The 21,912-nt window shown below is 63.0% G+C and carries 23 protein-coding genes; 13 read left to right on the forward strand and 10 right to left on the reverse strand.

What is annotated here, in order from left to right; translation table 11 throughout:
• Nucleotides 1-152: 152 nt before the first annotated feature.
• Nucleotides 153-872 (reverse strand): gluconate 2-dehydrogenase subunit 3 family protein, encoded by a 720-nt coding sequence (locus ACFY9W_RS27860; protein WP_391137694.1) that lies wholly within the window; start codon nt 870-872, stop codon nt 153-155.
• Nucleotides 873-1,180: 308 nt separating this feature from the next.
• Between ACFY9W_RS27860 and ACFY9W_RS27865 the strand changes: the two genes are divergently transcribed.
• The 3 genes from ACFY9W_RS27865 to ACFY9W_RS27875 all read left to right on the forward strand — a co-directional run bounded on the left by ACFY9W_RS27865 (nt 1,181) and on the right by ACFY9W_RS27875 (nt 3,248).
• Nucleotides 1,181-2,035 carry a LysR substrate-binding domain-containing protein gene (locus ACFY9W_RS27865; protein ID WP_391137697.1) on the forward strand — a complete coding sequence of 285 codons (855 nt, stop codon included), beginning with the start codon at nt 1,181-1,183 and terminating at the stop codon, nt 2,033-2,035.
• 160 nt (nt 2,036-2,195) lie between these two features.
• Nucleotides 2,196-2,447, forward strand: a complete 252-nt coding sequence (locus ACFY9W_RS27870) for a hypothetical protein (RefSeq protein ID WP_391137700.1) — start codon at nt 2,196-2,198, stop codon at nt 2,445-2,447.
• 81 nt (nt 2,448-2,528) lie between these two features.
• The gene (locus ACFY9W_RS27875) at nt 2,529-3,248 is read left to right on the forward strand and encodes a TorF family putative porin (RefSeq protein WP_391137703.1); all 720 of its coding nucleotides are present in this window, start codon (nt 2,529-2,531) and stop codon (nt 3,246-3,248) included.
• Here the strand turns inward: ACFY9W_RS27875 and ACFY9W_RS27880 are convergent.
• The 4 genes from ACFY9W_RS27880 to ACFY9W_RS27895 all read right to left on the reverse strand — a co-directional run bounded on the left by ACFY9W_RS27880 (nt 3,245) and on the right by ACFY9W_RS27895 (nt 5,763).
• Complete coding sequence (locus ACFY9W_RS27880) at nt 3,245-4,117, reverse strand: EamA family transporter (protein ID WP_391137706.1); 873 nt, start codon at nt 4,115-4,117, stop codon at nt 3,245-3,247. The genes ACFY9W_RS27875 and ACFY9W_RS27880 overlap by 4 nt on opposite strands.
• A 375-nt stretch (nt 4,118-4,492) precedes the next feature.
• The gene (locus ACFY9W_RS27885) at nt 4,493-4,906 is read right to left on the reverse strand and encodes a Rid family hydrolase (protein ID WP_391137709.1); all 414 of its coding nucleotides are present in this window, start codon (nt 4,904-4,906) and stop codon (nt 4,493-4,495) included.
• A gap of 90 nt (nt 4,907-4,996) precedes the next feature.
• Complete coding sequence (locus ACFY9W_RS27890; protein WP_391137712.1) at nt 4,997-5,209, reverse strand: PLDc N-terminal domain-containing protein; 213 nt, start codon at nt 5,207-5,209, stop codon at nt 4,997-4,999.
• A gap of 83 nt (nt 5,210-5,292) precedes the next feature.
• Entirely contained in the window at nt 5,293-5,763 is a 471-nt protein-coding gene (locus ACFY9W_RS27895; protein ID WP_391137715.1) for an FAD/FMN-containing dehydrogenase, read from the reverse strand.
• Nucleotides 5,764-5,911: 148 nt separating this feature from the next.
• Between ACFY9W_RS27895 and ACFY9W_RS27900 the strand changes: the two genes are divergently transcribed.
• Nucleotides 5,912-6,919: a helix-turn-helix domain-containing protein gene (locus tag ACFY9W_RS27900; protein ID WP_391137717.1), complete on the forward strand. Its 1,008-nt coding sequence runs from the start codon at nt 5,912-5,914 to the stop codon at nt 6,917-6,919.
• 7 nt (nt 6,920-6,926) lie between these two features.
• Here the strand turns inward: ACFY9W_RS27900 and ACFY9W_RS27905 are convergent, their stop codons facing one another.
• On the reverse strand, nt 6,927-7,598 hold the full coding sequence (locus ACFY9W_RS27905; RefSeq protein ID WP_391137721.1) for a TetR family transcriptional regulator: 672 nt from the start codon (nt 7,596-7,598) through the stop codon (nt 6,927-6,929).
• Nucleotides 7,599-7,768: 170 nt separating this feature from the next.
• Between ACFY9W_RS27905 and ACFY9W_RS27910 the strand changes: the two genes are divergently transcribed.
• A complete protein-coding gene (locus tag ACFY9W_RS27910; RefSeq protein ID WP_391137724.1) occupies nt 7,769-8,653 on the forward strand; it encodes an EamA family transporter in 885 nt (294 codons plus the stop codon).
• A 6-nt stretch (nt 8,654-8,659) separates the two neighbouring features.
• On the opposite strand, the gene ACFY9W_RS27915 is transcribed toward ACFY9W_RS27910, so the two are convergent.
• On the reverse strand, nt 8,660-9,544 hold the full coding sequence (locus ACFY9W_RS27915) for a hypothetical protein (protein WP_391137727.1): 885 nt from the start codon (nt 9,542-9,544) through the stop codon (nt 8,660-8,662).
• A 196-nt stretch (nt 9,545-9,740) separates the two neighbouring features.
• On the opposite strand from ACFY9W_RS27915, the gene ACFY9W_RS27920 reads away from it, so the two are divergent.
• The 5 genes from ACFY9W_RS27920 (at nt 9,741) to ACFY9W_RS27940 (ending at nt 14,922) form a co-directional block, all read left to right on the forward strand.
• Nucleotides 9,741-10,721, forward strand: a complete 981-nt coding sequence (locus ACFY9W_RS27920; protein WP_391137730.1) for an aliphatic sulfonate ABC transporter substrate-binding protein — start codon at nt 9,741-9,743, stop codon at nt 10,719-10,721.
• A 16-nt stretch (nt 10,722-10,737) separates the two neighbouring features.
• Nucleotides 10,738-12,129 carry an NtaA/DmoA family FMN-dependent monooxygenase gene (locus ACFY9W_RS27925; protein ID WP_391137733.1) on the forward strand — a complete coding sequence of 464 codons (1,392 nt, stop codon included), beginning with the start codon at nt 10,738-10,740 and terminating at the stop codon, nt 12,127-12,129.
• A 106-nt stretch (nt 12,130-12,235) separates the two neighbouring features.
• Nucleotides 12,236-13,072 (forward strand): bifunctional allantoicase/(S)-ureidoglycine aminohydrolase, encoded by an 837-nt coding sequence (locus ACFY9W_RS27930; protein WP_391137736.1) that lies wholly within the window; start codon nt 12,236-12,238, stop codon nt 13,070-13,072.
• 90 nt (nt 13,073-13,162) lie between these two features.
• On the forward strand, nt 13,163-13,762 hold the full coding sequence (locus ACFY9W_RS27935) for an START domain-containing protein (protein WP_391137739.1): 600 nt from the start codon (nt 13,163-13,165) through the stop codon (nt 13,760-13,762).
• A gap of 224 nt (nt 13,763-13,986) precedes the next feature.
• Nucleotides 13,987-14,922, forward strand: coding sequence for a LysR substrate-binding domain-containing protein (locus ACFY9W_RS27940; protein ID WP_391137742.1), 936 nt, complete (start codon nt 13,987-13,989; stop codon nt 14,920-14,922).
• 621 nt (nt 14,923-15,543) lie between these two features.
• Here the strand turns inward: ACFY9W_RS27940 and ACFY9W_RS27945 are convergent.
• Nucleotides 15,544-15,966, reverse strand: coding sequence for an Lrp/AsnC family transcriptional regulator (locus tag ACFY9W_RS27945; protein WP_012272037.1), 423 nt, complete (start codon nt 15,964-15,966; stop codon nt 15,544-15,546).
• Nucleotides 15,967-16,152: 186 nt separating this feature from the next.
• Here ACFY9W_RS27945 and ACFY9W_RS27950 point away from each other — a divergent pair, with 186 nt between their 5' ends.
• Complete coding sequence (locus ACFY9W_RS27950; RefSeq protein WP_391137746.1) at nt 16,153-17,205, forward strand: ornithine cyclodeaminase; 1,053 nt, start codon at nt 16,153-16,155, stop codon at nt 17,203-17,205.
• 26 nt (nt 17,206-17,231) lie between these two features.
• Nucleotides 17,232-18,185 carry a citrulline utilization hydrolase CtlX gene (gene ctlX, locus ACFY9W_RS27955; RefSeq protein WP_391137749.1) on the forward strand — a complete coding sequence of 318 codons (954 nt, stop codon included), beginning with the start codon at nt 17,232-17,234 and terminating at the stop codon, nt 18,183-18,185.
• A gap of 68 nt (nt 18,186-18,253) precedes the next feature.
• Here ctlX and ACFY9W_RS27960 read toward each other — a convergent pair whose 3' ends face one another.
• Nucleotides 18,254-19,135: a LysR substrate-binding domain-containing protein gene (locus tag ACFY9W_RS27960; RefSeq protein ID WP_391137752.1), complete on the reverse strand. Its 882-nt coding sequence runs from the start codon at nt 19,133-19,135 to the stop codon at nt 18,254-18,256.
• Nucleotides 19,136-19,179: 44 nt separating this feature from the next.
• A complete protein-coding gene (gene ggt, locus ACFY9W_RS27965; protein WP_391137755.1) occupies nt 19,180-20,970 on the reverse strand; it encodes a gamma-glutamyltransferase in 1,791 nt (596 codons plus the stop codon).
• Nucleotides 20,971-21,085: 115 nt separating this feature from the next.
• Here ggt and ACFY9W_RS27970 point away from each other — a divergent pair, with 115 nt between their 5' ends.
• The gene (locus tag ACFY9W_RS27970; protein WP_391137758.1) at nt 21,086-21,736 is read left to right on the forward strand and encodes an ankyrin repeat domain-containing protein; all 651 of its coding nucleotides are present in this window, start codon (nt 21,086-21,088) and stop codon (nt 21,734-21,736) included.
• The last annotated feature ends 176 nt before the right edge of the window (nt 21,737-21,912 follow it).

The following is a 21,912-nucleotide window of genomic DNA, read 5'->3' on the forward strand; positions in this document are numbered from 1 at the left end:
CGCTCGAAGGCGCGCACTTTCAAGCCTGCCTGGGCAAGCTCGATGCTCATCAGCGAGCCGGCCCAACCCAGGCCGACGACGGCGACGTCGACTTCATCATTGGTAATGTGTGCCATAAAAAACCTTGAATGCTGTAACTCGAAGCGAAGGGATCAACCGCGTTGGCCGGTCAGGCTGACCGGGCCGAGGGGGTACGGGACGTTGTGCTGGGCGACCCATTCCAGGTAGCTGGCCCGGGCACCGGGGAAGCCGATGGCAATCCACGCCTTCATGCCCTTGTTGCCGCCGTAGATGGGGTCGGCCAGCCAGCCCTGACGGCTGTGGTTGAGCAGTTCGCCGAAGAACAGCTTGGCCTTGAGCACGCTTTCGCCATGGGCGGCGAAGTCGACCTGGCCGGCCTGCAGCTTCTTCAGTACGTCATCGCGCTTGTCCAGTTCGAGCAGGGCGAAGTGCTGGCCGTGGGTGGCCTGGCACCAGCTTTCCAGCGCGGCGATACCTTTGCGGTAGATCTGCTGCGGGGTGTACGGCAGCTGGTAGCCCAGGGTGGCCGGGGCATTCAGGTCGAACGGGCCCTCCAGGTAGATCTCGCTGCCCAGGTCACCGGCCAGTTGCTGGTCGATGAAGATCGGCACGTTGGTTTCCAGCGCACCGGGGCCACGGCCGTCGGCGGGGATCAGGCGATCGCAGGCGGCGAGGATGAAGGTCCATTCGGCCGGGGTGAAGAAACACGGGGTGTAGCTGTCGAGGTTCGGCGCCGCCATTTCTGCCGCCAGCGCGGCACTCAGGCCGTTGACGGTAATGCCCATCGCGGGCAAGGCGATCAGCGACGAAAGCAGGAACTTCCTTCGCGAGGTTTGTTTGGCTAGCAACATGCAGGTCTACCTATGACTAATCACTCAGACCCGTGAAACGTGCTCATCGGCAGGCTCAAGCCCTGCTCTTGTCGACCTTACAGAACGCTGCTTTGAATGCAGCGAACTCAACTAGTCATACACATGACAGACATCGTATCTCACGGATGGCAAATGGTAGCAGGCTACCTATGTGGTAACAATTTGTTTCTACCTTGATTGTCAACCGCACCATTGTCGCACTCCTCCCACAGCCCGTTGTCGTGCTTCCTATTTTCTTTGCCAAAACCGATACTCGCTGCACATATACCATCGGTTTTATCAATAAAATGCGCTACTCACCTGAAGCTCTGGTTGCCTTTGTCGAAGCCGCATCGCTGGGTTCGTTCTCTGCTGCTGCGCGCAAATTGCGCAAAAGCCAGTCCACTGTCAGCATCGCCATCGCCAACTTCGAGGCTGACATAGGCTGCCCGCTGTTCAACCGTGGCGGCCGCCACCCCACGCTGAACGAGGCTGGCCGCCAGGTACTGAGCCATGTCGAGGCGATTCTCGAGGCCAGCGCCCAGCTCGATGCCCTGGCGGTGCGGCTGGCTGAAAATGTCGAGCCGCTGGTCTCGGTAGTGATGTCGGACAGCTACAGCGTAACCTTCCAGGGCGCGGTGATGGCCCGGTTCGACCAGCACTACCCGCATACCGAATTGCGCTGCGGCCCTTCGGAAGATGCCGATGTGATCGAGTTGATCCAGCAGGGCCTGGCACATATCGGCATTCTTGCGACACAGCCGCGCTACCCCGCCGACGTTGCCGTGGCGCGCTTGCCCGAGCAGGCAGAGTTTGGTGTGTACGTGGCCTGCGGGCACCCACTGGCGGGCCTTGAAAAGGTGCAAGCGCACCACCTGGAAAACGCGCGGCAGCTGTACATCAAGACCTATGCCCCCAGCCTGCACCACGGCCGCGGCCAGGCCTGGTCGGCCCCCGATTACCTCACCCTGCTGGAGTTCGCCGTGCGCGGGTTTGGCTGGGCCGAGTTGCCCAGGGCGCTGGTTGCACGGTTCGGGCAGGAGCTGGTGGAGTTGCAGATAGCGGGTTACCCGCGGCGGGTGGATATGGATGTGGCCTGGTCGAGCCGGCGGGCCTTGGGGCCGGCGGGGCAGTGGCTGGTCAGGCAGATGCTGGGGCAGTAGCCCACTTTCCCCCCTGTGCACCAAAACGCAATATCCAGTACACCCAGCCCGGTTCATCGATAGTCACTATTGAAGAGGGCGATTTCTGCTGGATGCCCTGGCCGAATAACCTTGCTCCATCAACTCGCCGCCCAAGACCCTGGCCCCTGGAGCTACCCCGATGAACACCCTGGCCCGCCTGCTGACCGCCACCTTTGCCGTTTTCGCCATCGCTGTCATCAGCGGCTGTGCCAGCCACCCTGAACTGCGCCCGTATACCGCCGAAGAAACCCGTCAGCTGCAGCTGGAAGCGTTGCAGCGCCGCGGCCTTTCCCTGGACGACTACGAGCAGCAACGGCGGGTGATCCAGCGTGCAGGCAACCTGCCAGTGGTCACCGAAGCCGCCGACGCAGACCGCTCGACCAAAGGCTGAGTGGCGCAGGCAGCGGTTCCCTCGCTCTACCCACAGGGGTATGCTCTACCGCTCAACCGCAAGCCTTGCAGGACGCACACCTTGACCAGGCCCCTTCTGTTGCTGAGCGCTGCACTGCTGTTCAGCCCTGTGCTACTGGCCCAGCAGATCAAACGCGAACTGGGCAGCTTCGACTTCACGCTCGGCACCACGCCCTCGCGCACCATGGCCCAAGGCCTTATCTCACCCAGTGCCGTCGGCGCCTTCCATGGTGGGCTGGACTTCAGCCACCCCAGTGGCTGGTACCTGGGCCAGTACGCGCCCAGCATGGGCGTTACCCCGAACTCGACCCTGCGCCTGGACAGCTACCTGGGCTACAAGCACCATTTCGACAGCAGCCTGGGCTACGAGGTGGGGTTGATCCATTACAGTCAGCCGAACATCGCAGGCCCCGACAGTTATGCCCTGTACGGTGGCATCTCGGTGCTGGGCAGCCGCTTCGGCGGCGCGTTGCGCGATAACCCCGACAACCGCACCAGCACCCTGTTCGCCGACTTTGGCCAGCTGCCGCTGTTCGATGTCGACCTGACCGTAAAGCTTGCCCATCACCAGCTGGGCACGCCGTTCACCATTGGCGATGGCAGCCAGGTGAATGCCTTTTCCGATTGGTCGCTGGAACTGTCGCGGCCCTGGCTCGGTATCGACCTGAACCTGATTTACAGCAACTCCAACCTCAGTGGCGGCGGTTGCGATGCGTATTCGGGCTTCAACACCTATTGCGACAGCGTGGTCACGCTCAAGGCGCAGCGCAGCTTTTTCTAACGCCGTGGTACCAGCGCCAGGGCGATACCGCCGAGCACCACCACGCAGGCGATCAGCAAGCGCAACGACAAAGGTTCACCAATCAAGGCCACACCGCCCAGTGCGGCAATCACCGGCACACTGAGCTGCATGGTCGCAGCCTGCTGCGCGCTGACTTGCCTGACCACGCCATACCACACTGCGTAACCCGCGCCAGAGGCCAGCACGCCGGACCCCAAGGCATACAACACGCCAAGCGAGGTAAGGTGTGGGCCAGTGCCCAGCATCAGCATCGGTATCAGCAGCACCAGGCAAGGCAGGCTGCGGGCAAAATTACCGGCGGTATCCGCCAGTGGCCTGGGCGAACCCTTGCCTAGCAATGTGTAAACACCCCACGCCATGCCAGACAGGGCCATCAGCAAGGCACTGGCCAAGGGTGGTGCGGCTGCACCAGGCAACAACAGCACCAGCAGCCCGGCAAAGGCGATCAGCATGCCCAGCAGCATGCGGGGGGTGATGCGTTCACCCTTGTACCAGGCAAAGCCGAACATGGTGATCTGCACCGCACCGAACAGCAGCAAGGCACCGGCCCCTGCGCCCAATTGCAGGTACGCCGCAGAGAACAGGAACGCGTACAGGAACAGCGCCAGGCCGCCACGCCAGCTGCCGCCCATGGCCAGCGCGGGGTTGCGCAGGCGGATCAACAGCAGCAGGAACAACGCACCACTGGCCAGGCGCACCACGGTGAATGAGGCCGGGTCGATGGCCCCGTCCTTCAGCGCCAGCCGGCAGAACACCGAGTTGGCGGCGAAGGCTATCAGGCTGAAGAGTGCGGGCCAGAGCCAGGCCTTGGCCTTATGGTCGGTAAGCGTGGTGCTGCCGGTGCTCATGGTGTGGTCACCTCTGAGGGAATTTGTTGTTATAGCGGCAATGTAGTCAGGACCGGCGCCGATATACAAGCGACTTCCCCAAGAGATACCCGGCACCGGCTGAAGCTCCCACAGCTACCGCGTTAACCCAAAACTTGCGCAATCCCTGTGGGAGCGGGCGTGCCCGCGAAGCAGGCGACGCGGTGGATGGCACCGGCTTTGCCGGTGTTCGCGGGCGCGCCCGCTCCCACAGGGATCGCGCCAGCTTTTAGAAATTGAGCAAGACAGTTGCTCCCACAAGTATTGCCGATGCCTTGAGGAAAGCACTGAACCTCTAGGAGCGGGCTTGTCGAGGCGTCGAACCGCCGCCAAACAGGCAAAGCAATATCTGGCTCTTTACCCCATCGCGGCGATTGCCTCGATTTCCACCAGCATGCCGTCCAGCGCCAGGCGGGGTACCGGGATCAGCGTGCAGGTTGGTTTCATGTAAGGGCCCCAGGCGCGGTCAGCCTCTGACACCCACTGCCGCAGGCACTCCTCGGAGTGCTCGACAATCAGCAAGGTCAGCTTGAACACCTGAGCCAGACTGGCCCCCTTGGAAGCCAGGGCCAGTTCCAGGTTGGCCAGCGCCTGGCGCGCCTGTTCTGCGAACACTGGCGACAGCTGGCCATCACTGCCCTCTCCGCCCTGACCGGCGATGTACAGCAGCCGGCTGCCGGCGCGCACCTCGGCGACATGGGAATAGGCATTGCCACTCGGGTCGTACAGCCCCTCAGGGTTGCTCAGCTGAAATGCAGTTGGATTGGTCACGACACGCCCTCGTTCTGATGAATGAGTGGCGGAGTATCGGACCTTGAGTTAACTCGAGGTCAAGCGCGGGGAACGCCCGCGCCTGTATTGTCATTTTTCCTGCAGGACCGCCCTGCCCTTCACTGCCCGAGGCCCGCGCCAGGCCCAGAACAGCAACCCGGGAAACGGTGCATAGACCACGAAGATGATCCACAGCATCTTGCGCTCGGCGCGCCGGTCACTGCCGATGATGTGCCAGATGGCCCAGATTTCCAGCAGGATGACCAAGGCCGCGATACTGATCCAGACCGTTCCGATTTCCATGAGCGCTCTCCCATTTGGCATGTATTGGGTTGGGTTACTGCCAGCGCCGAGGGTTCAGATTGATTTGGCCAACTGCTTGGCTCTCAACGCTGCCGGGCGCTCTCCAGCGCCGCCTTCAACGCCGCCGCATCGGTGAACGCCCGCTGGCTCACCAACACGCCCTGCTCGACCTGCAACCACTGCACCTGGCCATCCTGTCCGGGATAACGGCCAGCGACGCGCCCGTCGCGGTCGAGCAGTACACGGTAAGTGTAATCGCGCATTGCAGGGATGGCGAACAGCTTGCTGATCAGCGCTGGCATGCGCTGGATATCGGCAACGAACACGGCATCACGCGCCTCAAGGTAGCCCTTGGGTTGCGCGGCCAGCGCGGCCTTGACCAGTTTTGCGCCGTCCATGTCGCGGGCTACCAGCAAAATGTGCGTGTCGGCACTCAGGCTGTAGGCCTGGTCGTGCTGGTCAAGCAGCGTCCACGGGGCCAGTTTCTCCCCCGGTTCCAGGGCATTGGCCAGCACTGGCAACAGGCTGAGCAACAGGGCAATGGCGTATTTCATCAAGGGCGTCCTCAGTCACAGGGGGTAAAGCATCAAACCACGCAGGTTGCCTGAACACGACCTGAAATACGACACGCCCACCGGGACGATTGTCTTTCCCCCGGCCAGCCGCCACACTCTGCGGGCCAGCCAGGAAGCGGAGACCAGAGTGCCCACGCCACGTCAGTTCAGCAAGAAGACCAGCACCAGCAACATGCTGCGGCTGAAATCCACCAGCGCCAACGCCCAGGCACCTTATCGCGTCGATTTCGTCCTGCTCGAACATTTCTCCATGGCCAGTTTTACCGTGGCCATGGACGTACTGGTCACCGCCAACCTGCTGCGCGCCGACAGCTTCCAGTTCACCCCGTTGTCCATGGACGGCGATCGCGTGCTCAGTGACCTTGGGCTGGAGCTGGTAGCCACCGAGCTGTCTGCCGAAGCGTTGAAGGAGCTGGACCTGCTGGTCATCTGCGGCGGCTTGCGCACCCCACTCAAGTACCCTGAACTCGACCGCCTGCTGGACGACTGCGCCGCCCACGGCATGGCCCTGGGCGGTTTGTGGAACGGCGCCTGGTTCCTTGGCCGCGCCGGGGTGCTGGACGACTACGGTTGCAGTATCCACCCCGAGCAGCGCGCCAGCTTGTCTGAGCGCAGCCCGCAAACACGCATCACACCGGCCAGTTTCACCCTCGACCGTGACCGCCTCAGCGCCGCCAGCCCCAATGGCGCGATGGAGCTGATGCTAGGCCTGGTGCGCCGGCTGTATGGTGACGGGTTGGCCGAAGGGGTGGAGGAGATTTTGTCGTTCTCCGGGGCCCGCTACCGCCAGGTAGGCCCAGGGGCGAAGAAGTCCATGAGCCTGCACCTGCGCACCATCGTCGAGCTGATGGAGAACAACCTTGAGGAAACCCTCAGCCTCGACCAATTGGCAGCCTACAGCGGCCGCTCGCGCCGGCAGATCGACCGCCTGTTCCAGGCCCAGCTGGGTACTTCACCGCGGCGCTATTACATGGAACTGCGTATAACCAAGAGCCGTCGGCTGTTGCAGTACTCCGACCTGTCGGTGATGGAAGTGGCGGTGGCCTGCGGGTTTGTCTCGGTGTCGCACTTCAGCAAGTGCTATGCGGCATACTTCGGCTACCCGCCGTCGCGCGAGCAACGGCTGGGCGAGTAAGCGCTGCTCAGGCGCAGATATAGCGCAACACGGCGTCACAGATCATGGCTTTGTGGCGCTGCTTGACCTGATCATCAGACAGGTCGATCTGGAAGATCTCGCCAAAGGTGTGCCGGTTCGATACACGATAAAAACAGAACGAACTCATCAGCATGTGCAGGTCGATCACCTCGATGCCTGCGCGAAACACACCCTCCTGTACACCGCGGCGCAGGGTGTTGCCCAACGCTTCGAGCACCAGGCTGCTCATCTCGCGAATCGCCGGTGACTGCTTGACGTACTCGCCATAGTGAATGTTTTCAGTGCAGATGATCCGCACGAAATCCACGTTGCGGTCGTGGTGATCGAAGGTGAACTCCACCAACCGGCGGATCGCCTGCTCGGCTGGCAGCGACTCCAGGTCCAGGCTTTGCTCGGTCTTGCGGATATCACCGTACAGCTTGATCAGGCACTCGCAGTACAGCTGCTCCTTGCTGCCGAAGTAGTAATAGATCATGCGCTTGGAGGTGGCGGTGCGCTCGGCGATGGCGTCGACGCGGGCGCCGGCCAGGCCTTGCTGGACGAACTCGTTGATGGCCGCCTGGAGGATGTCCTCGCGCGTTTTTTCGGGGTTGTTCTTGCGCGTTCTGCGCCCCCCTACGGTTTCAGGCTGGCCAAGGCCGACTACGGAATCACTCATACCCACTCACAGGCTGTTTATTGGAATGAGGGGGATTATCCGTGAGCGCGGCCACGCAGGGAAGCGCGCTGTTGGTCGAGTAGCCATGCTGCATTGACGTCGACTGTTCTTGATACGGCACCCTGCAACCCGCTAGCCTGCCTGCCCCTGCCCTGGATGGACCCTGCCCCATGCAACCGCGCGACCTTGCCGCCTACCTGTTCCTGGCCATCGCCTGGGGCTTTTCGTTTTTGGTGGTGCTCAAGGTGGTGCATGCCTTTGGCTGGGTGGGCGCAGTCAGCCTGCGCGCGCTGATTGCCGGCGGCACCTTGGCCACCTTGGCGGCATTGCTGCGCCGCACACTGCGCATGCGGCCTTTGCTGGTACCGTTGCTGGTGGTGGGCGCAACCACAGTGGCCGGGCAACTGATCGGCCTTTCATACGCCACCCCGCGCATCGGCACGGCAATGGCTGCCATTTTCGTCGCCACCATTCCGCTGTTCTCGATGCTGATCGGGCGGGTCTGGGGGCTTGAAAAAATCACCCCGCAAGGCCTGGCCGGGCTGCTGCTGGGCATTGTCGGCATCGCCATTCTGGTCGGTTTCCCCGCCCGGCCGGTCGACGACGATTTCATCCACGGCTGCATCGCGTCGTTGCTGGGCTGCATCAGTGCCGCCTACGGCAGCAACTACGCCAGCCTGCACTTGCGTGGCCAAGACCCATGGACGGTCACAGGCGGGGCATTTCTGGCAGGTGGGCTGCTGACCCTGCCACTGCTGCTGCTCGTGCCGGTGCCCGGCACCCCGCAAGCCAGCGACTGGCTTTACTTGCTGCTCAGCGGCGCGGTGATGAGCGCGACTACCTACGTGTTGTACTTCGGCCTGGTGGCACGCATCGGCGCCACCCGCGCGATCAGCGTGGAATTCGTGGTCACACTGGTGGCGGTACTGGTCGGTGCGTTGTTTCTCGATGAAGCCCTGAGCATTTTGCAAGCTGCGGGTGGCTTGGTGATCCTGCTGGGCTGCATGCTGGTGCTGGGCCTGCTGCCGGGGCGCAAGCAACGCCTGCCCAGCTAGCCGGGGTCAGTCTCGCTGGGCGGTGCTGCGCTCCACGGGCGGGGTCAGGTGCAGCACGCGGTTACGCCCGCCCTCGGCCAGCAGGTAGCCGCCCTTGCCGTCCGCCACGATCGATTGCGGCGCCTTGAGGAAGGTCAGCACGGTGCGCTGCACGCCATCAGCGTCAACCCGCAGCAGCCGCGCACGGTGGGTATTGTCTTCGCTGATCCACAGGCCACGCTGGTCGCAGAACAGGAACGTCGGGTTACGCAGGTTATCCACCACCACCGGGTCCTTGGCATCGTCCGACAGGGCGCGAACCTTGCCATTGGCCTTTTCGGTGTAAAGCAGACGACCGTCGCTGCAACGGGTGAGGCCTTCGGTTTCGGTAAGGCCGGAACGCAGCACATCGAGCTGGCCGCTGTTCCAGTCGTAGCGCATCAAACGGCCGTTGCCCTTGCGGTCTTCAATGGCATACAGATGGTCGCCGTCATTCCACAGGCCTTGCACGCTTTCACCCTCGAACAGGTGGGTTACCTGGCCGTCGCGGGCCAGGCTCACAGGTGCCTGGCCACCTTCCTGGCTGAACACCCAACCACCCTGCGCGGCAACCATGCCATCGGGCTTGGACAAGTTGTCGATCACCACGACCCGGTCGCCTGCTGCGGTGATCTTGAGGATGCTGCCACGCCCATCGTCCAGCTCGCGACTGACCAGCAGGCTGCCATCCGCTTGCGGCAGCAGCGAGGCGGCCTTGGCCACATCGCGGTGCAATACCTCGACATCCCAGCCTGAGGCAGCCTGAACCGGGTAAAAGCTCTGCCAGGCAAAAAAACCCAAGGTGGCGGTGAGCAGGCCGGTGGTGGCGGTCAGGGCGATGCGGGTGCTGCGCTTGCGCAGGATGTGCGGCATGTAGGGGCTCCTCGGGTTTGCCGGGATGCTAGCAAGCGAATGTGAAAAAAATGTCGAAGATTGCAGACCATTACAAAACAAAAGGATATAAAAATAACAAAACAATCTAACAAACAGGAATATATAAATTGAAAGCCTAACGCCACCTCCTTAGTCTGGGCCCATCGCTTTCCACCCGGTTTCAAGGAGCAACCCCATGCCAACCCGTGCTTTCTCCCCGCTGCGCCGCTTGCTGATCGGCGGCCTGCTGGCCAGCGTCGCCAGTGCCCTGCTGCCTTGGTCCGAAGCCTTGGCCGACGATGCCAAGACCTTGCGTATCGGCTACCAGAAGTTCAATAGCATCAACATCCTCAAAGGCAGCGGCGCCCTGGAGAAGGCCTTGGCACCGCAAGGCGTGAAGGTCAGCTGGCACGAATTTGCCGCCGGCCCGCAGTTGCTCGAAGCCCTGAGCACCGGCGCCATCGACCTTGGCCACGCGGCCGATGCCCCGTCGGTGTTCGCCCAGGCCGCTGGCAAACCCGTGGTGTACCTGGCCGCCGAGCAGCCCTACCCCCGCGGCATCGGCCTGGTGGTGCGCGAGCAGGATCACCTGGCCGGCGTGCAAGACCTGAAAGGCAAACGCGTGGCCACCGGCCGCGGCTGGAATGCCCAGTACCTGCTGGCCGTGGCGCTGGAGCAGGCGGGCCTGACCTACAAGGACATCACCCCCGCCTACGTCAACAATGCCGCCGATGCCGTGGCCGCGTTGCAATCGGGTAGCGTCCAGGCCGTGACCCTATGGGACCCGTTCCTCGCCGCAGCCGAAAGCCAGCCAGGCCTGAAGAACCTGCGTGACGGCAGTGGTTTGTCCAACAACCGCACCTTCTACCTGTCCACCGCCAGCTATGCCGACCAGCACCGTGCGCTGCTGAAAACCTTCTTCACCGAACTGGGCAAGGTCAGCCAATGGGCCAACGCCAAGCCTGCCGAAGTTGCCGCACTGCTGGCCCCGCAACTGGGTATCAGTGCCAACGTGCTGGAAGTGGCCAGCGAGCGCCGTAACTACAACGCCGTGGCCATCACCCCGCAGATCGTTGCCGAACAACAGAAACTGGCCGATACCTTCCAGGGCCTGGGCCTGATCCCGCACAAGCTGCAGGTGGCCGATGCGGTCTACCCGGCTTCCGTGTTGCCTTGAGTGGAGCGCAGTCAGCATGCCCCGCCCGATCCGCTTCAACGCCTTCAGCATGAACGCCGCCAGCCACCAGTCCCCTGGCCTGTGGCGCCATCCACGCAACACCAGCGTGGCCTTCAACCGACTGAGCTACTGGACCGACCTGGCCCGCCTGCTGGAGCGCGGCCTGTTCGACGCCCTGTTCATTGCCGATGTGCTGGGCATTTACGACGTGTACCAGGGCGGCCCCGAAGCCGCCCTGCGCGGCGGCGTGCAGGTGCCAGTCAATGACCCGCTGCTGCTGGTGCCGGCCATGGCCGGGGTTACCGAACACCTGGGGTTTGGCGTTACCTTTTCGCTGACCTACGAACACCCCTACCCCTTCGCCCGGCGTATGTCCACGCTCGACCACCTGAGCAATGGCCGGGTCGGCTGGAACATCGTCACCGGCTACCTCGACAGCGCCGCACGCAACCTCGGCCTGGCCCGCCAACTGGGCCACGACCAACGCTACGATCTGGCCGAGGAATACCTGCAGGTGCTGTACAAGCTGTGGGAAAAGAGCTGGGACGACGACGCCGTGCTGCTGGAGCGCGACAGCGGGCGCTACATCGAGCCAACCCGCGTGCACCCCATCAACCATGCTGGCGAGCACTTCCAGGTGCCGGGCATGCACCTGTGCCAGCCTTCACCGCAACGTACACCGGTGCTGTTCCAGGCCGGTGCCTCGGCGCGCGGCCAACAGTTCGCGGCGCGGCACGCCGAATGCGTGTTCATCAGCGGGCCGACCCCCACGGTGCTGCGCCGTTACGCCGACGGCATCCGCCAGGCCAGCGAGGCCGCCGCGCGTGGCCGTGAGGAAGTACTGATCTATGCCCAGGCGCTGCTGATCGTCGCCGCTACCCGGGAAGAAGCCGAAGCCCGTTTCGCCGAATACCGCCGCTATGTCGACCTGGACGCAGCCCTGGCGCTGCTGTCGGGCTGGACCGGCATCGACTTCGCCGGCCTGGACCCCGATGCACCGATCGAATACGTGGAAAAAGATGCCGGCCGCGCTGCCCTGGCCGCCTTCACCGCCGCCGATCCCGACCGCCGCTGGACCGTTCGCGAGGCTGCCGAGTTTGTTGGCCTGGGTGGTCGCGGGCCGGTGCTGATCGGCTCAGCCAGCGAGGTTGCCGACCAGCTCGAAAGCTGGCTGGACCAGACCGGCATCGACGGTTTCAACCTGACCTACGCCGTGCAGCCGGACGACCTGGCCCATGTGGTAGAGCTGCTGGTGCCCGAGCTGCAACGCCGTGGCCGCTACCCGTCGAGCTACACCGAGGGCACCCTGCGCCACAAGCTGTTCGGCCAAGGCGACCAGTTGCCGGAGCAGCACGTTGGAAGGCAGGTCGACATTCAGCGACCAAATACCGGGTATTCCAACATTTAATTTGTGGATGGCATGCGCTCGACCCTATTCTGTCGCCACATCCCCTGCGCCGCACCGGCCGGTGCGGTTCACGGCATGGGGAGAGAACAACAAGTCGAGATCGTCCATGTCGAACCATTCGTACTTCGCCCCCCACGGTGGGCACCCGGCTCAAACCGAGCTGCTGACTGACCGTGCCATGTTCACCGAAGCCTATGCCGTCATCCCTAAAGGCGTGATGCGTGACATCGTCACCAGCCACCTGCCGTTCTGGGACAAGATGCGCATGTGGGTCATCGCCCGCCCGCTGACCGGCTTTGCCGAAACCTTCTCGCAATACATTGTCGAACTGGCCCCGGAAGGCGGCAGCGAGCGCCCTGAGCTGGACCCGAATGCCGAAGCCGTGGTGTTCATCGTCGAAGGCGAACTGGACATCACCGTCGAAGGCAAAAACCACACCCTGGTACCGGGCGGCTACGCCTTCCTGGCCCCGGGCGCCGAGTGGAGCCTGCGCAACAACAGCAAGTCCAACGTCACCTTCCACTGGCTGCGCAAGCACTACCAGAAGGTCGAAGGCCTGGACGTACCGGAGTCGTTCGTCACCCACCGCGACAACGCCACCGTCATCGAAATGCCGGGCACCGAAGGCCGCTGGAAAACCACCCGCTTTGTCGACATGGCCGACATGCGCCACGACATGCACGTGAACATCGTCACCTTCCAGCCGGGCGGCGTTATCCCGTTCGCTGAAACCCACGTGATGGAACACGGCCTGTATGTGCTGGAAGGCAAGGCGGTGTACCGCCTGAACCAGGACTGGGTCGAAGTGGAAGCCGGCGACTTCATGTGGCTGCGCGCCTTCTGCCCGCAAGCCTGCTACGCCGGCGGCCCAGGCAACTTCAGCTACCTGCTGTACAAAGACGTGAACCGTCATGTGCACCTGACGCTGAACCCCAAGCGCTAAGTTCACGCTGATACCCGCAAGCCCGCCAACCTGGCGGGCTTTCTGTTTGCCGCGCATACTCAAACACCCATCCCTTGCGCGGTACCGGCCATGAACCGCTGCCTGCTGCTCGCCGCCCTGCTGCTGTGCACCCCTGCCCTGGCCGCCGATGACTGGAAGCTGGCCTATGACCGCGAAGGCATTCGTGTATACCTGAGCGACACCAGTGGCACTTCCTACCAGCAATTTCGTGGTATCAGCACCATGAAGGCCAGCGTGCGTACCCTCACCGACCTGCAAGAGAACTTGCGCGTAGCCTGCAAATGGCTGTACGCCTGCGACCAGATGCGTTTACTGGACGTGGACGGTGAGAACACTTGGGTGTACCTCACTACCAACCTACCCTGGCCGACCATGCCGCGGGATATCGTGCTGAAGGTGACCAGCGAACGGCTGGACGACGGCACGCTGCTGCGGCACCTGAGTGCCGAGCCCGACAGGATCCCCAAGGTTGATGGCCTGATACGGGTGCAGCATCTGAGCGGTGAGTGGCGGATGAAACCACTGGGCGAGCGCGAGACGGAGGTGACCTACCAGTTGCAGGCCGACCCGGCCGGGGATGTACCGGGGTGGCTGGCCAACCGGTTTGTGGTGGATGCGCCGGTGGTGACGCTCAGGACCTTGCGGGCCGTAGCCGAACGTCAGCCCTGAAGGCATTAGCCAGCAGCCTCCAGATCACTCGAAAAACGATGCGCAAGGCGATGCGGTCAGGGTGGGAGCGGGCGCGCCCGCGAATCAGGACATGCGGTGTATGGCACCGGCTTTGCCGGTGTTCGCGGGCTCGCCCGCTCCCACAGAGCTACCGCCATGATGCTTTTTCTGCCACTGTGCCCGCGCGGCGCGGACCAGCGCGTCGCGCCTTGCCAGGACGTCGCATGAAAACACAAGAAAACAGCAACACACATAAAGGCTACCGGCGCATCATTTCGTCGATGACCGCGCTGCTCGAATTCGAAGCGGTAGCCCGTCACAACAGTTTTACCCAGGCCGCCCAGGAACTGGGCGTGACCCAGGCAGCCGTGAGCAAGCAAGTCCGGCTGCTGGAAGAAAACCTCGGCCACCAGCTGTTCCAGCGCCTGCACCGCGGCATCCGCCTGACCAGCGAAGGCCAGGCGCTGTACGCAGTGATTTCCGAGTCCATGCAGAAGATCGCCTCGGTGTTCGACCGCCTCAGCGAAGGCGACAGCGAGCAGGAGCTGGTGCTCAGTTCCACCGCTACCTTTTCCCAGTTGCGCGTGATGCCGCGCCTGGGCAGCTTGCGCAGCGCCCTGCCCCAGGTGCGCCTGCGCCTGGCCACGCAGATGTTTACCGGCGACCTGCGTAACCACGATGTTGACCTGCTGGTGCGCTTTGGCAACGGCCGCTGGGAAGACGGCATCGCCCTGCACCTGTTCGATGAAGAGATTTTCCCGGTGTGCTCACCGGCGTGGCTGGCGCGCAACCCGCAGCCGGAATCGCTGGAGGCACTGTACCGTGCCGACCTGCTCGATGCCGACGCCACTACCGAAGGCTGGATGACCTGGCCCACCTGGTTCCGCGCACTGGGCGGCAACCCGCCGAAACTGCACTACACCCTGCGTTGCCAGCTGTACACCGACACCATCCAGGGCGCATTGCACGGGCATGGTGTGGCATTGGGTTGGGGGCGCATGCTCGACCACCTGCTGGCCTCCGGCGAACTGGTACGCCTGACTGACCTGGTGGTGCGGCCGCGTGAAGCGTACTACCTGATAGTGCCCCACGGGCGCACCACCACCCCGACGATCCTGGGGCTGGTGGACTGGCTGCGCGATAACCAGCCCGGCAGTTGAACAGGTAATTGGGGCCGCTTTGCGCCCCATCGCCGGCAAGCCAGCTCCCACAAGTCAAGAACTGCGCTGTACCTGTGGGAGATTCCATGGTTTCTGGCGATGGCTTCAGGTTTGCCAGGTGCTCGCCGTAGCATCTTCAGCGCCTGTGGGAGCTGGCTTGCCGGCGATGGGCTGCGCAGCAGCCCCATTCGACTGCTCATGCGCCTGCGGATTCTGTCGGCAGTAAGCGAAGTAGGACAGCAAAATCAGCGACCACGTAACGATGATCATCACCGCAGAGATGGTCGACTCTTATTCTTTTTTTGTAAAACTTCCACGCCTCGCACCGCACCAACAAGTTGGTACCAAGGTACAGGTTGCTGTCATTGAAATGATGTAAGCGCAGGAAACAACAAAGATTGAAACTAATGTCCGATGCAACTTCGCAGCGGACTTTTTTATTCTTGAACGCACCTGCGGTTAGTGCGCCTGAAACCGCCCCGCGAAAGCCGTTTCATTCTGCCAGTGGCTGCGGTCAAGCGGAACGCTACAGAATGCACACCACCCACGCTATTTTGTGCAGTGTGAAAAGCACGGGTGACAGTTTGCGCAATGCAGCTGTCAAAAAGCCTGACCCAGCGGTCACATCTTGTAGGTCGAGAGCAGGATGCTGGTCTCGGTATTTTCGATGTGCGGGATGGAGCGAATGGTGTTCAGCGCCCGGTCGAAGGCTTCCAGGGTGTCGGCGCGCAACTCGGCCATCAGGTCCCAGCGGCCATTGGTAGTGTGGATGGCCACCACGTTGGGGTGCCCGCGCAGCGCGTGCTTGACCTCTGCGGCGTGGTGGCCGCTGATGCCGATGCTGGTAATTGCCCGCACGCCCTGCTCCAGTGCATCGGAGCGCAGGCGTACCGTGTAGCCAATGATCACGCCCTGCTCTTCCAGCCGGGTGATGCGGTTTTGCACGGTCGCCCGGGCCACCTTGAGCTTCTTCGCCAGGGTCAGCACGGGGGTGCGTGCATTGTCCCGCAACAGCGCAATCAGTTCCCGATCGATAGTATCCATAAAGCCTGCCAATTAATCAGATTGCTACTTTGGGGTGGCAGATTGTCTAGAAAGTTGATGAAACTGGCAACCTGCATTCTTCCGATTGACGCAACCTTTCATCAAAATGTTCAACGCCACTTCAACAATCTTAAGCGTGCATCCTGCAATGGCCGGGGTGACAGCGCAATAACAAGGTGCAAGCGCATGACGTATTTCATTGATGTTCCAACCATGTCGGACTTGGTACATGACATTGGCGTAGCGCCATTCATTGGCGAGTTGGCCGCAGCCCTTCGCGAAGACTTCAAACGCTGGCAGGAGTTTGATAAATCCGCGCGGGTTGCCAGCCATTCGCAAGTGGGCGTGATCGAACTGATGCCGGTTGCCGACAACAGCCGTTATGCCTTCAAATACGTCAACGGCCACCCCGCCAACACCGCTCGCGACCTGCACACCGTGATGGCCTTCGGCGTGCTGGCCGATGTCGACACCGGCTACCCGGTGCTGTTGTCCGAACTGACCATCGCCACTGCCCTGCGCACTGCTGCCACCTCGCTGATGGCAGCCCAGGCGCTGGCCCGGCCGAACTCGCGCAAGATGGCACTGATCGGCAATGGTGCGCAAAGCGAATTCCAGGCACTGGCCTTCCACAAACACCTGGGCATTGAAGAAATCGTTGCCTACGACACCGACCCGCTGGCCACCGCCAAGCTGATCGCCAACCTCAAGGAATACAGCGGCCTCACCATCCGCCGTGCCGGCTCGGTGGCCGAAGCGGTGAAGGGCGTGGACATCATTACCACCGTGACCGCAGACAAGGCCTACGCCACCATCATCACACCCGACATGCTGGAACCCGGTATGCACCTGAATGCCGTGGGCGGCGACTGCCCGGGCAAGACCGAACTGCATGCCGATGTACTGCGCAACGCCCGTGTATTTGTCGAGTACGAGCCGCAAACCCGCATCGAAGGGGATATCCAGCAACTGCCAGCGGACTTCCCGGTGGTAGACCTGTGGCGCGTACTGCGTGGTGAAACCGAAGGCCGCCAGCACGACAACCAGGTTACCGTGTTCGACTCGGTAGGGTTCGCGCTGGAAGACTACACCGTACTACGTTACGTACTACAGCAAGCCGAGAAGCGAGGCCTGGGTTGCAAGATCGACCTGGTGCCCTGGGTGGAAGACGACCCGAAAGACTTGTTCAGCCACACCCGTGGCCGTGCTGCCAAAAGCCGCATCCGACGCGTTGCCTAACCCTGCTCCCAACCCGGTATTTGCACATGGCATTCCCAACGCGTTCGATTCAAGCCCCGGCAGCAGTGGTCATGGTCAGGCCACATGCCTTCACCCCCAACCCGGAAACCGCAGCCGACAACTCGTTCCAGCGCAACAGCCCCGACATCGCAGCGCAGGCCCTGGCCAACGTGGCGCGCGATGAAGTCACCCAGGCCGTCGGCACGCTGGAGGCCGAAGGTGTGCGCGTGCACCTGTTCGACGATTTCGGCGAGCACAACACCCCCGACTCGGTATTCCCTAACAACTGGTTCTCCACCCACCCCGGGGGGCACATCGCGATCTACTCGATGTACTCGCGCAACCGCCGCCGCGAGCGGCGTGCGGACGTGATCGAGATGCTCAAGCAGGAATACCGGGTGCAGGATGTGATCGACTATTCCGGGCTGGAACAGGACGAACTGTTCCTTGAAGGCACCGGCGCCATGGTGTTTGACCACCTGTCGCGGGTGGCCTACACGGCGCGCTCCAACCGCGCCGACCCCATCGCCCTTGAGCGCTTCAGCACGCATTTCAACTTCGAGCCGATGGTGTTCGACACGGCCGACGAACAAGGCACGCCGATCTACCACACCAATGTGCTGATGTGCGTGGCGACCGAGTTCGCGCTGGTGGGTTTTGACACCTTCACCAACAAGGCGCGTGCTGAAGAGGTACGAATGCGCCTGATCGAGTCGGGCCGCGATGTGATTGACCTGAGCAACCAGCAGATCAGCCAGTTTGCCGGTAACGCCATCGAGTTGTCCGGGCGTGACGGGCGCATCCTGGCGCTGTCACGCAAAGCCTTCGACAGCCTGACCGGTGAGCAGCGTCAGCGTATCGAACGCTCGGCCCGGTTGGTGCCGCTGGATGTGCCAACTATCGAGATGGCCGGCGGCTCGGTGCGCTGCATGATTGCGGGGATTCACCTGTCGCCACGGGCGGCTGCGGCCTGCGCCTGATTCAACCAGCTAATGCGGTCCCTGTGGGAGCGCGCCATGCCGCAGAATCTCGCATCCAGCAGAGATTGTCAGATCCCGCCGCCCGCCAGCAGTTGTGTCATCACTTCGGCCAACGCCCTGATCATCACATCTGCCGCCTGCCGATGGACGATGACGATTTCATAGCTGTCGACCTCCGGCAGCCCTTGCCCTGCCCCCAACACCCGGTGCTCCCCCGTTGCCGCCCTTGGCGGCAACAGGCTGATGCCCATGCCATCGGCGACTGCCGCCTGAATACCACTGAGGCTGGAACTGGTGAAGCTGATGCGCCAGCGCCGGCCCATGCCTTCGATGGCGTTGATCATGTCTTCGCGGTACAGGCCACGCGGCGGAAATGTCACCAGCGGGATCGGGTCCAGCTCGAAGGCAGGCGTGCGCGCACTGTCGATCCACTGCAAGCGCTCGGGCCAGCAGGCCACGCCCTCGCGGGTATTGCGCCGCTGCTTGAGCAACACCAGGTCAAGCTCGCCATTGTCATAAGCCTGGCTAAGGTCGCGGCACAACCCGCTGGTCACTTCCAGCTTCACCTGCGGGTGCAGGCGGCTGAACGCCGACAGCGCATTGGTGGTACGCCCGCCCACAAAGTCCTCGGGCACACCAAGGCGTACGGTGGTGCCCACCATCGCCCCGGCCAAGGCTTCGAGCATCTGGTCGTTCAGCGCCAGCATGTGCCGGGCATAGCCAAGCAGCGTCTGCCCGGCATCGGTCGGCAGCACGTCACGGTTGCCACGCACCAGCAGGCGATGGCCAACCATGTCTTCAAGGCGGCGCACCTTCTGGCTGATGGTTGATTGGGTCGAGTGCAGGCGGGCAGCCGCCGTGGTGAAGCTGCCGCAATCGGCCACCACCACAATGGCGCGTAGCAGGTCGAGGTCGAACAGGGATCTATTCGATTTCGCGCTGATAGTCATCTTGGTATTCAACTACTGAATGGCAACACTGCGTTCTATCACGCCTAGTCGCCAAGGGCCACACCTTCACGCCGCGGATCGGCACCACCCGACCAGCCCTCGCCACTGCGCTGGATGATCTGCAGGCCGCTGGTCATGGTCATCGGTGTTACCTCGTGCCCCCAGGCCGCCAGTTGGCGAATCAGCGCAGGGCTGGCCAGCCCCGCTTCAACCTCGGTACCAGCATTGCGGCTGCCAAAGTTGGGCAGGCCGGCGGCCTGCTGCGGGTCGAGTTGCCAATCCAGCAGGCCGACCAGCGCCTTGTTCACATAACCGATAATCTGCGAGCCGCCTGGCGAACCGAGGCTGGCCACCAACGCGCTGGAGCCACGCGAAAACACCAGGGTGGGCGCCATCGCCGACAACGGCCGCTTGCCCGGCTGCACCCGGTTGGCCACGGGCTTGCCCTGTTCCTGCGGGATGAACGAGAAGTCGGTGAGATGGTTGTTGAGCAGGAACCCCTTGACCATCAGGTGCGAACCGAACGCGGCCTCCACCGAGGTGGTCATGGCCAGTGCCTGGCCGCTGTCATCCACTGCACTGAGGTGTGAGGTGGAAATGCGCAGTGGCGAGCGGTCGGGCGCCAGGGCCAGGTCAGCGCCTTGCGGCTGCCCTGGGCGAGCGCGCTTCATGCTGTACTCGCCGATCTGTGCTGCCCGGCTGGCCAGGTAGGCGGCGTCGGTCAGGGCCTTGACCGGGACCGGCACGTAATCGCTGTCGGCCAGGTACTGCGCGCGGTCGGCATAGGCCAGGCGCTCGGCTTCGGCGATCAGGTGCACTGCCAGCGGCGATGCCTCGAGGCCCGCTGGAGAGGTGCTGGCGAGTGGCCGCAGCGTCGCCAGGTCGCGTTGTGGCGTGATGCGCTGCACCGCTTCGAGGATGCCGAGGGTCTGCAACACCGTCACCCCGCCCGAAGACGGCGGTGGCATGCCGCAGATACGCCACGCCTTGTAAGGGCCGCACACCGGCTCACGCTCTTTGGCTTGATACTGCTGCAAGTCCTGCAACGACAGGTAACCGGCATTGGCATGGCTGCGCACCTTGGCCACGATGGCCGTGGCAATTTCACCGGTGTAGAAGGCTTGAGGACCCTGCGCGGCAATTTGCTCGAACGTTTGCGCAAGTTCGGGGTTGCGCAACGTCGCGCCCACCGGCAGCGGCTTGCCCTGTTCGTCCAGGAAGTAGCGGGCCATGGCCGGTGAACGGGCAATGTACGGGTCGCCAGCCACAAGGGTGTGAAGGCGTTCGGAAACCGGGAAACCGTTTCGTGCCAACGCAATGGCCGGGGCAAAGAGTTGCGGCCAAGGCAGCTTGCCATGCTGCTCGTGGGCCAGTTCCAGCGCGCGCAGCACCCCGGGCACACCCACTGAACGCCCGCCGATCTGAGCCGACCGGAACGGCATCGGTGAACCATCGGCCTGCAAGAACAGCTTTTCCGTTACCCCCGCCGGGGCAGCCTCGCGGCCGTCGAAGGCCTGCACGCGCTTGCCGTCCCAGTAAAGGATGAACGCCCCACCACCAATGCCGCTGGATTGCGGTTCGACCAGGGTCAACACCATTTGCATGGCGATCGCCGCGTCGATGGCGCTGCCACCAGCACGCAGCATCGCTTGCCCCGCTTCGGTGGCCAGCGGGTTGGCTGCGGCGGCCATATGCCGGTTGGCGTGCACCGGCTGCAGGCCAGTGCGGTAGCCGGAGGCCAGCTCGGGTGGCGCGGGCAACACCTGCTCGGCACATGCCCACCCACTCGCGATCGCCAGGCACAGCGCGCTCATCAGCGGGGTGGAGAATTTCATCGTTTTGCTTCCTGCCTTGTGTATTCAGCAGACCACTGTCGGTCATGCGCAAAGTTAACTTCAAGACTTGGTGTGATTTTTCTACGATGCAGGCATGCCACTCAGGAGCCCACCCATGCGTATACCCTTCGCCGCCATGCTGCTCGCCCTGTTCACCAGCCTTGCCGCCCACGGCGGGGACACCACCATGGACAACCGCCTGCACAACGCCGCCCGCCAGGGCGACGTGCGCACCCTGCAACAGTTGCTCACACAAGGTGCCCGACTGGAAAGCCGTGACGGGCAAGGGCGCACGGCCCTGCTGGTGGCTACCCATGGCAACCAGGTTGCGGCGGCGCAAGCGCTGATCGAGGCCGGGGCCGACGTGAACGCCAAGGACAATATTGATGACAGCCCTTACCTGTATGCCGGCGCCCGGGGCCTGAACGACATCCTGCGGCTGGCCCTGAGCCACGGCGCCGACCTCAAGAGCACCAACCGCTACGGGGGAACTGCGCTGATCCCGGCGGCCGAGCGCGGGCATGTCGAGACCGTGCAGATGCTGATCGATGCCGGGGTCGACGTGAACCACCTGAACCGGCTGCACTGGACTGCGCTTATGGAGGCGGTGATCCTCGGGGATGGTGGGCCGCGGCATGTGGAGATTGTACGGCGGCTACTGGCGGCGGGGGCAGATCGGCAGATTGCCGACAAGGACGGGGTTACCGCGCTGGAGCATGCGCGCAAGCGGGGGTATCGGGAGCTGGAGGTGTTACTGGCTCACTAACCGAGCCTGACTCTGCGGGGCTGCCTTGCAGCCCAATCGCGACGCAAGGCCGCTCCCATGGAACAAATCGTAATTCTTTGCTTTGACACGGTCTCTGTGGGAGCCGCGCTTGCCGGCGATGGGCTGCGAAGCAGCCCCAATGCAGGCGGCACCATTCTGACGGATTGGAATTGACT

The sequence above is a fragment of the Pseudomonas sp. NPDC008258 genome (assembly GCF_042956345.1).
Classification (GTDB): domain Bacteria; phylum Pseudomonadota; class Gammaproteobacteria; order Pseudomonadales; family Pseudomonadaceae; genus Aquipseudomonas.

Bases quoted from the DNA above. Each gene is read 5' to 3' on its own strand.
- ACFY9W_RS27860 (WP_391137694.1), bottom strand. From the start codon at position 872: ATGTTGCTAGCCAAACAAACCTCGCGAAGGAAGTTCCTGCTTTCGTCG.
- ACFY9W_RS27865 (WP_391137697.1), top strand. From the start codon at position 1,181: ATGCGCTACTCACCTGAAGCTCTGGTTGCCTTTGTCGAAGCCGCATCG.
- ACFY9W_RS27870 (WP_391137700.1), top strand. From the start codon at position 2,196: ATGAACACCCTGGCCCGCCTGCTGACCGCCACCTTTGCCGTTTTCGCC.
- ACFY9W_RS27880 (WP_391137706.1), bottom strand. From the start codon at position 4,117: ATGAGCACCGGCAGCACCACGCTTACCGACCATAAGGCCAAGGCCTGG.
- ACFY9W_RS27890 (WP_391137712.1), bottom strand. From the start codon at position 5,209: ATGGAAATCGGAACGGTCTGGATCAGTATCGCGGCCTTGGTCATCCTG.
- ACFY9W_RS27895 (WP_391137715.1), bottom strand. From the start codon at position 5,763: ATGAAATACGCCATTGCCCTGTTGCTCAGCCTGTTGCCAGTGCTGGCC.
- ACFY9W_RS27905 (WP_391137721.1), bottom strand. From the start codon at position 7,598: ATGAGTGATTCCGTAGTCGGCCTTGGCCAGCCTGAAACCGTAGGGGGG.
- ACFY9W_RS27910 (WP_391137724.1), top strand. From the start codon at position 7,769: ATGCAACCGCGCGACCTTGCCGCCTACCTGTTCCTGGCCATCGCCTGG.
- ACFY9W_RS27915 (WP_391137727.1), bottom strand. From the start codon at position 9,544: ATGCCGCACATCCTGCGCAAGCGCAGCACCCGCATCGCCCTGACCGCC.
- ACFY9W_RS27920 (WP_391137730.1), top strand. From the start codon at position 9,741: ATGCCAACCCGTGCTTTCTCCCCGCTGCGCCGCTTGCTGATCGGCGGC.
- ACFY9W_RS27925 (WP_391137733.1), top strand. From the start codon at position 10,738: ATGCCCCGCCCGATCCGCTTCAACGCCTTCAGCATGAACGCCGCCAGC.
- ACFY9W_RS27930 (WP_391137736.1), top strand. From the start codon at position 12,236: ATGTCGAACCATTCGTACTTCGCCCCCCACGGTGGGCACCCGGCTCAA.
- ACFY9W_RS27935 (WP_391137739.1), top strand. From the start codon at position 13,163: ATGAACCGCTGCCTGCTGCTCGCCGCCCTGCTGCTGTGCACCCCTGCC.
- ACFY9W_RS27940 (WP_391137742.1), top strand. From the start codon at position 13,987: ATGAAAACACAAGAAAACAGCAACACACATAAAGGCTACCGGCGCATC.
- ACFY9W_RS27945 (WP_012272037.1), bottom strand. From the start codon at position 15,966: ATGGATACTATCGATCGGGAACTGATTGCGCTGTTGCGGGACAATGCA.
- ACFY9W_RS27950 (WP_391137746.1), top strand. From the start codon at position 16,153: ATGACGTATTTCATTGATGTTCCAACCATGTCGGACTTGGTACATGAC.
- ctlX (WP_391137749.1), top strand. From the start codon at position 17,232: ATGGCATTCCCAACGCGTTCGATTCAAGCCCCGGCAGCAGTGGTCATG.
- ACFY9W_RS27960 (WP_391137752.1), bottom strand. From the start codon at position 19,135: ATGACTATCAGCGCGAAATCGAATAGATCCCTGTTCGACCTCGACCTG.
- ggt (WP_391137755.1), bottom strand. From the start codon at position 20,970: ATGAAATTCTCCACCCCGCTGATGAGCGCGCTGTGCCTGGCGATCGCG.
- ACFY9W_RS27970 (WP_391137758.1), top strand. From the start codon at position 21,086: ATGCGTATACCCTTCGCCGCCATGCTGCTCGCCCTGTTCACCAGCCTT.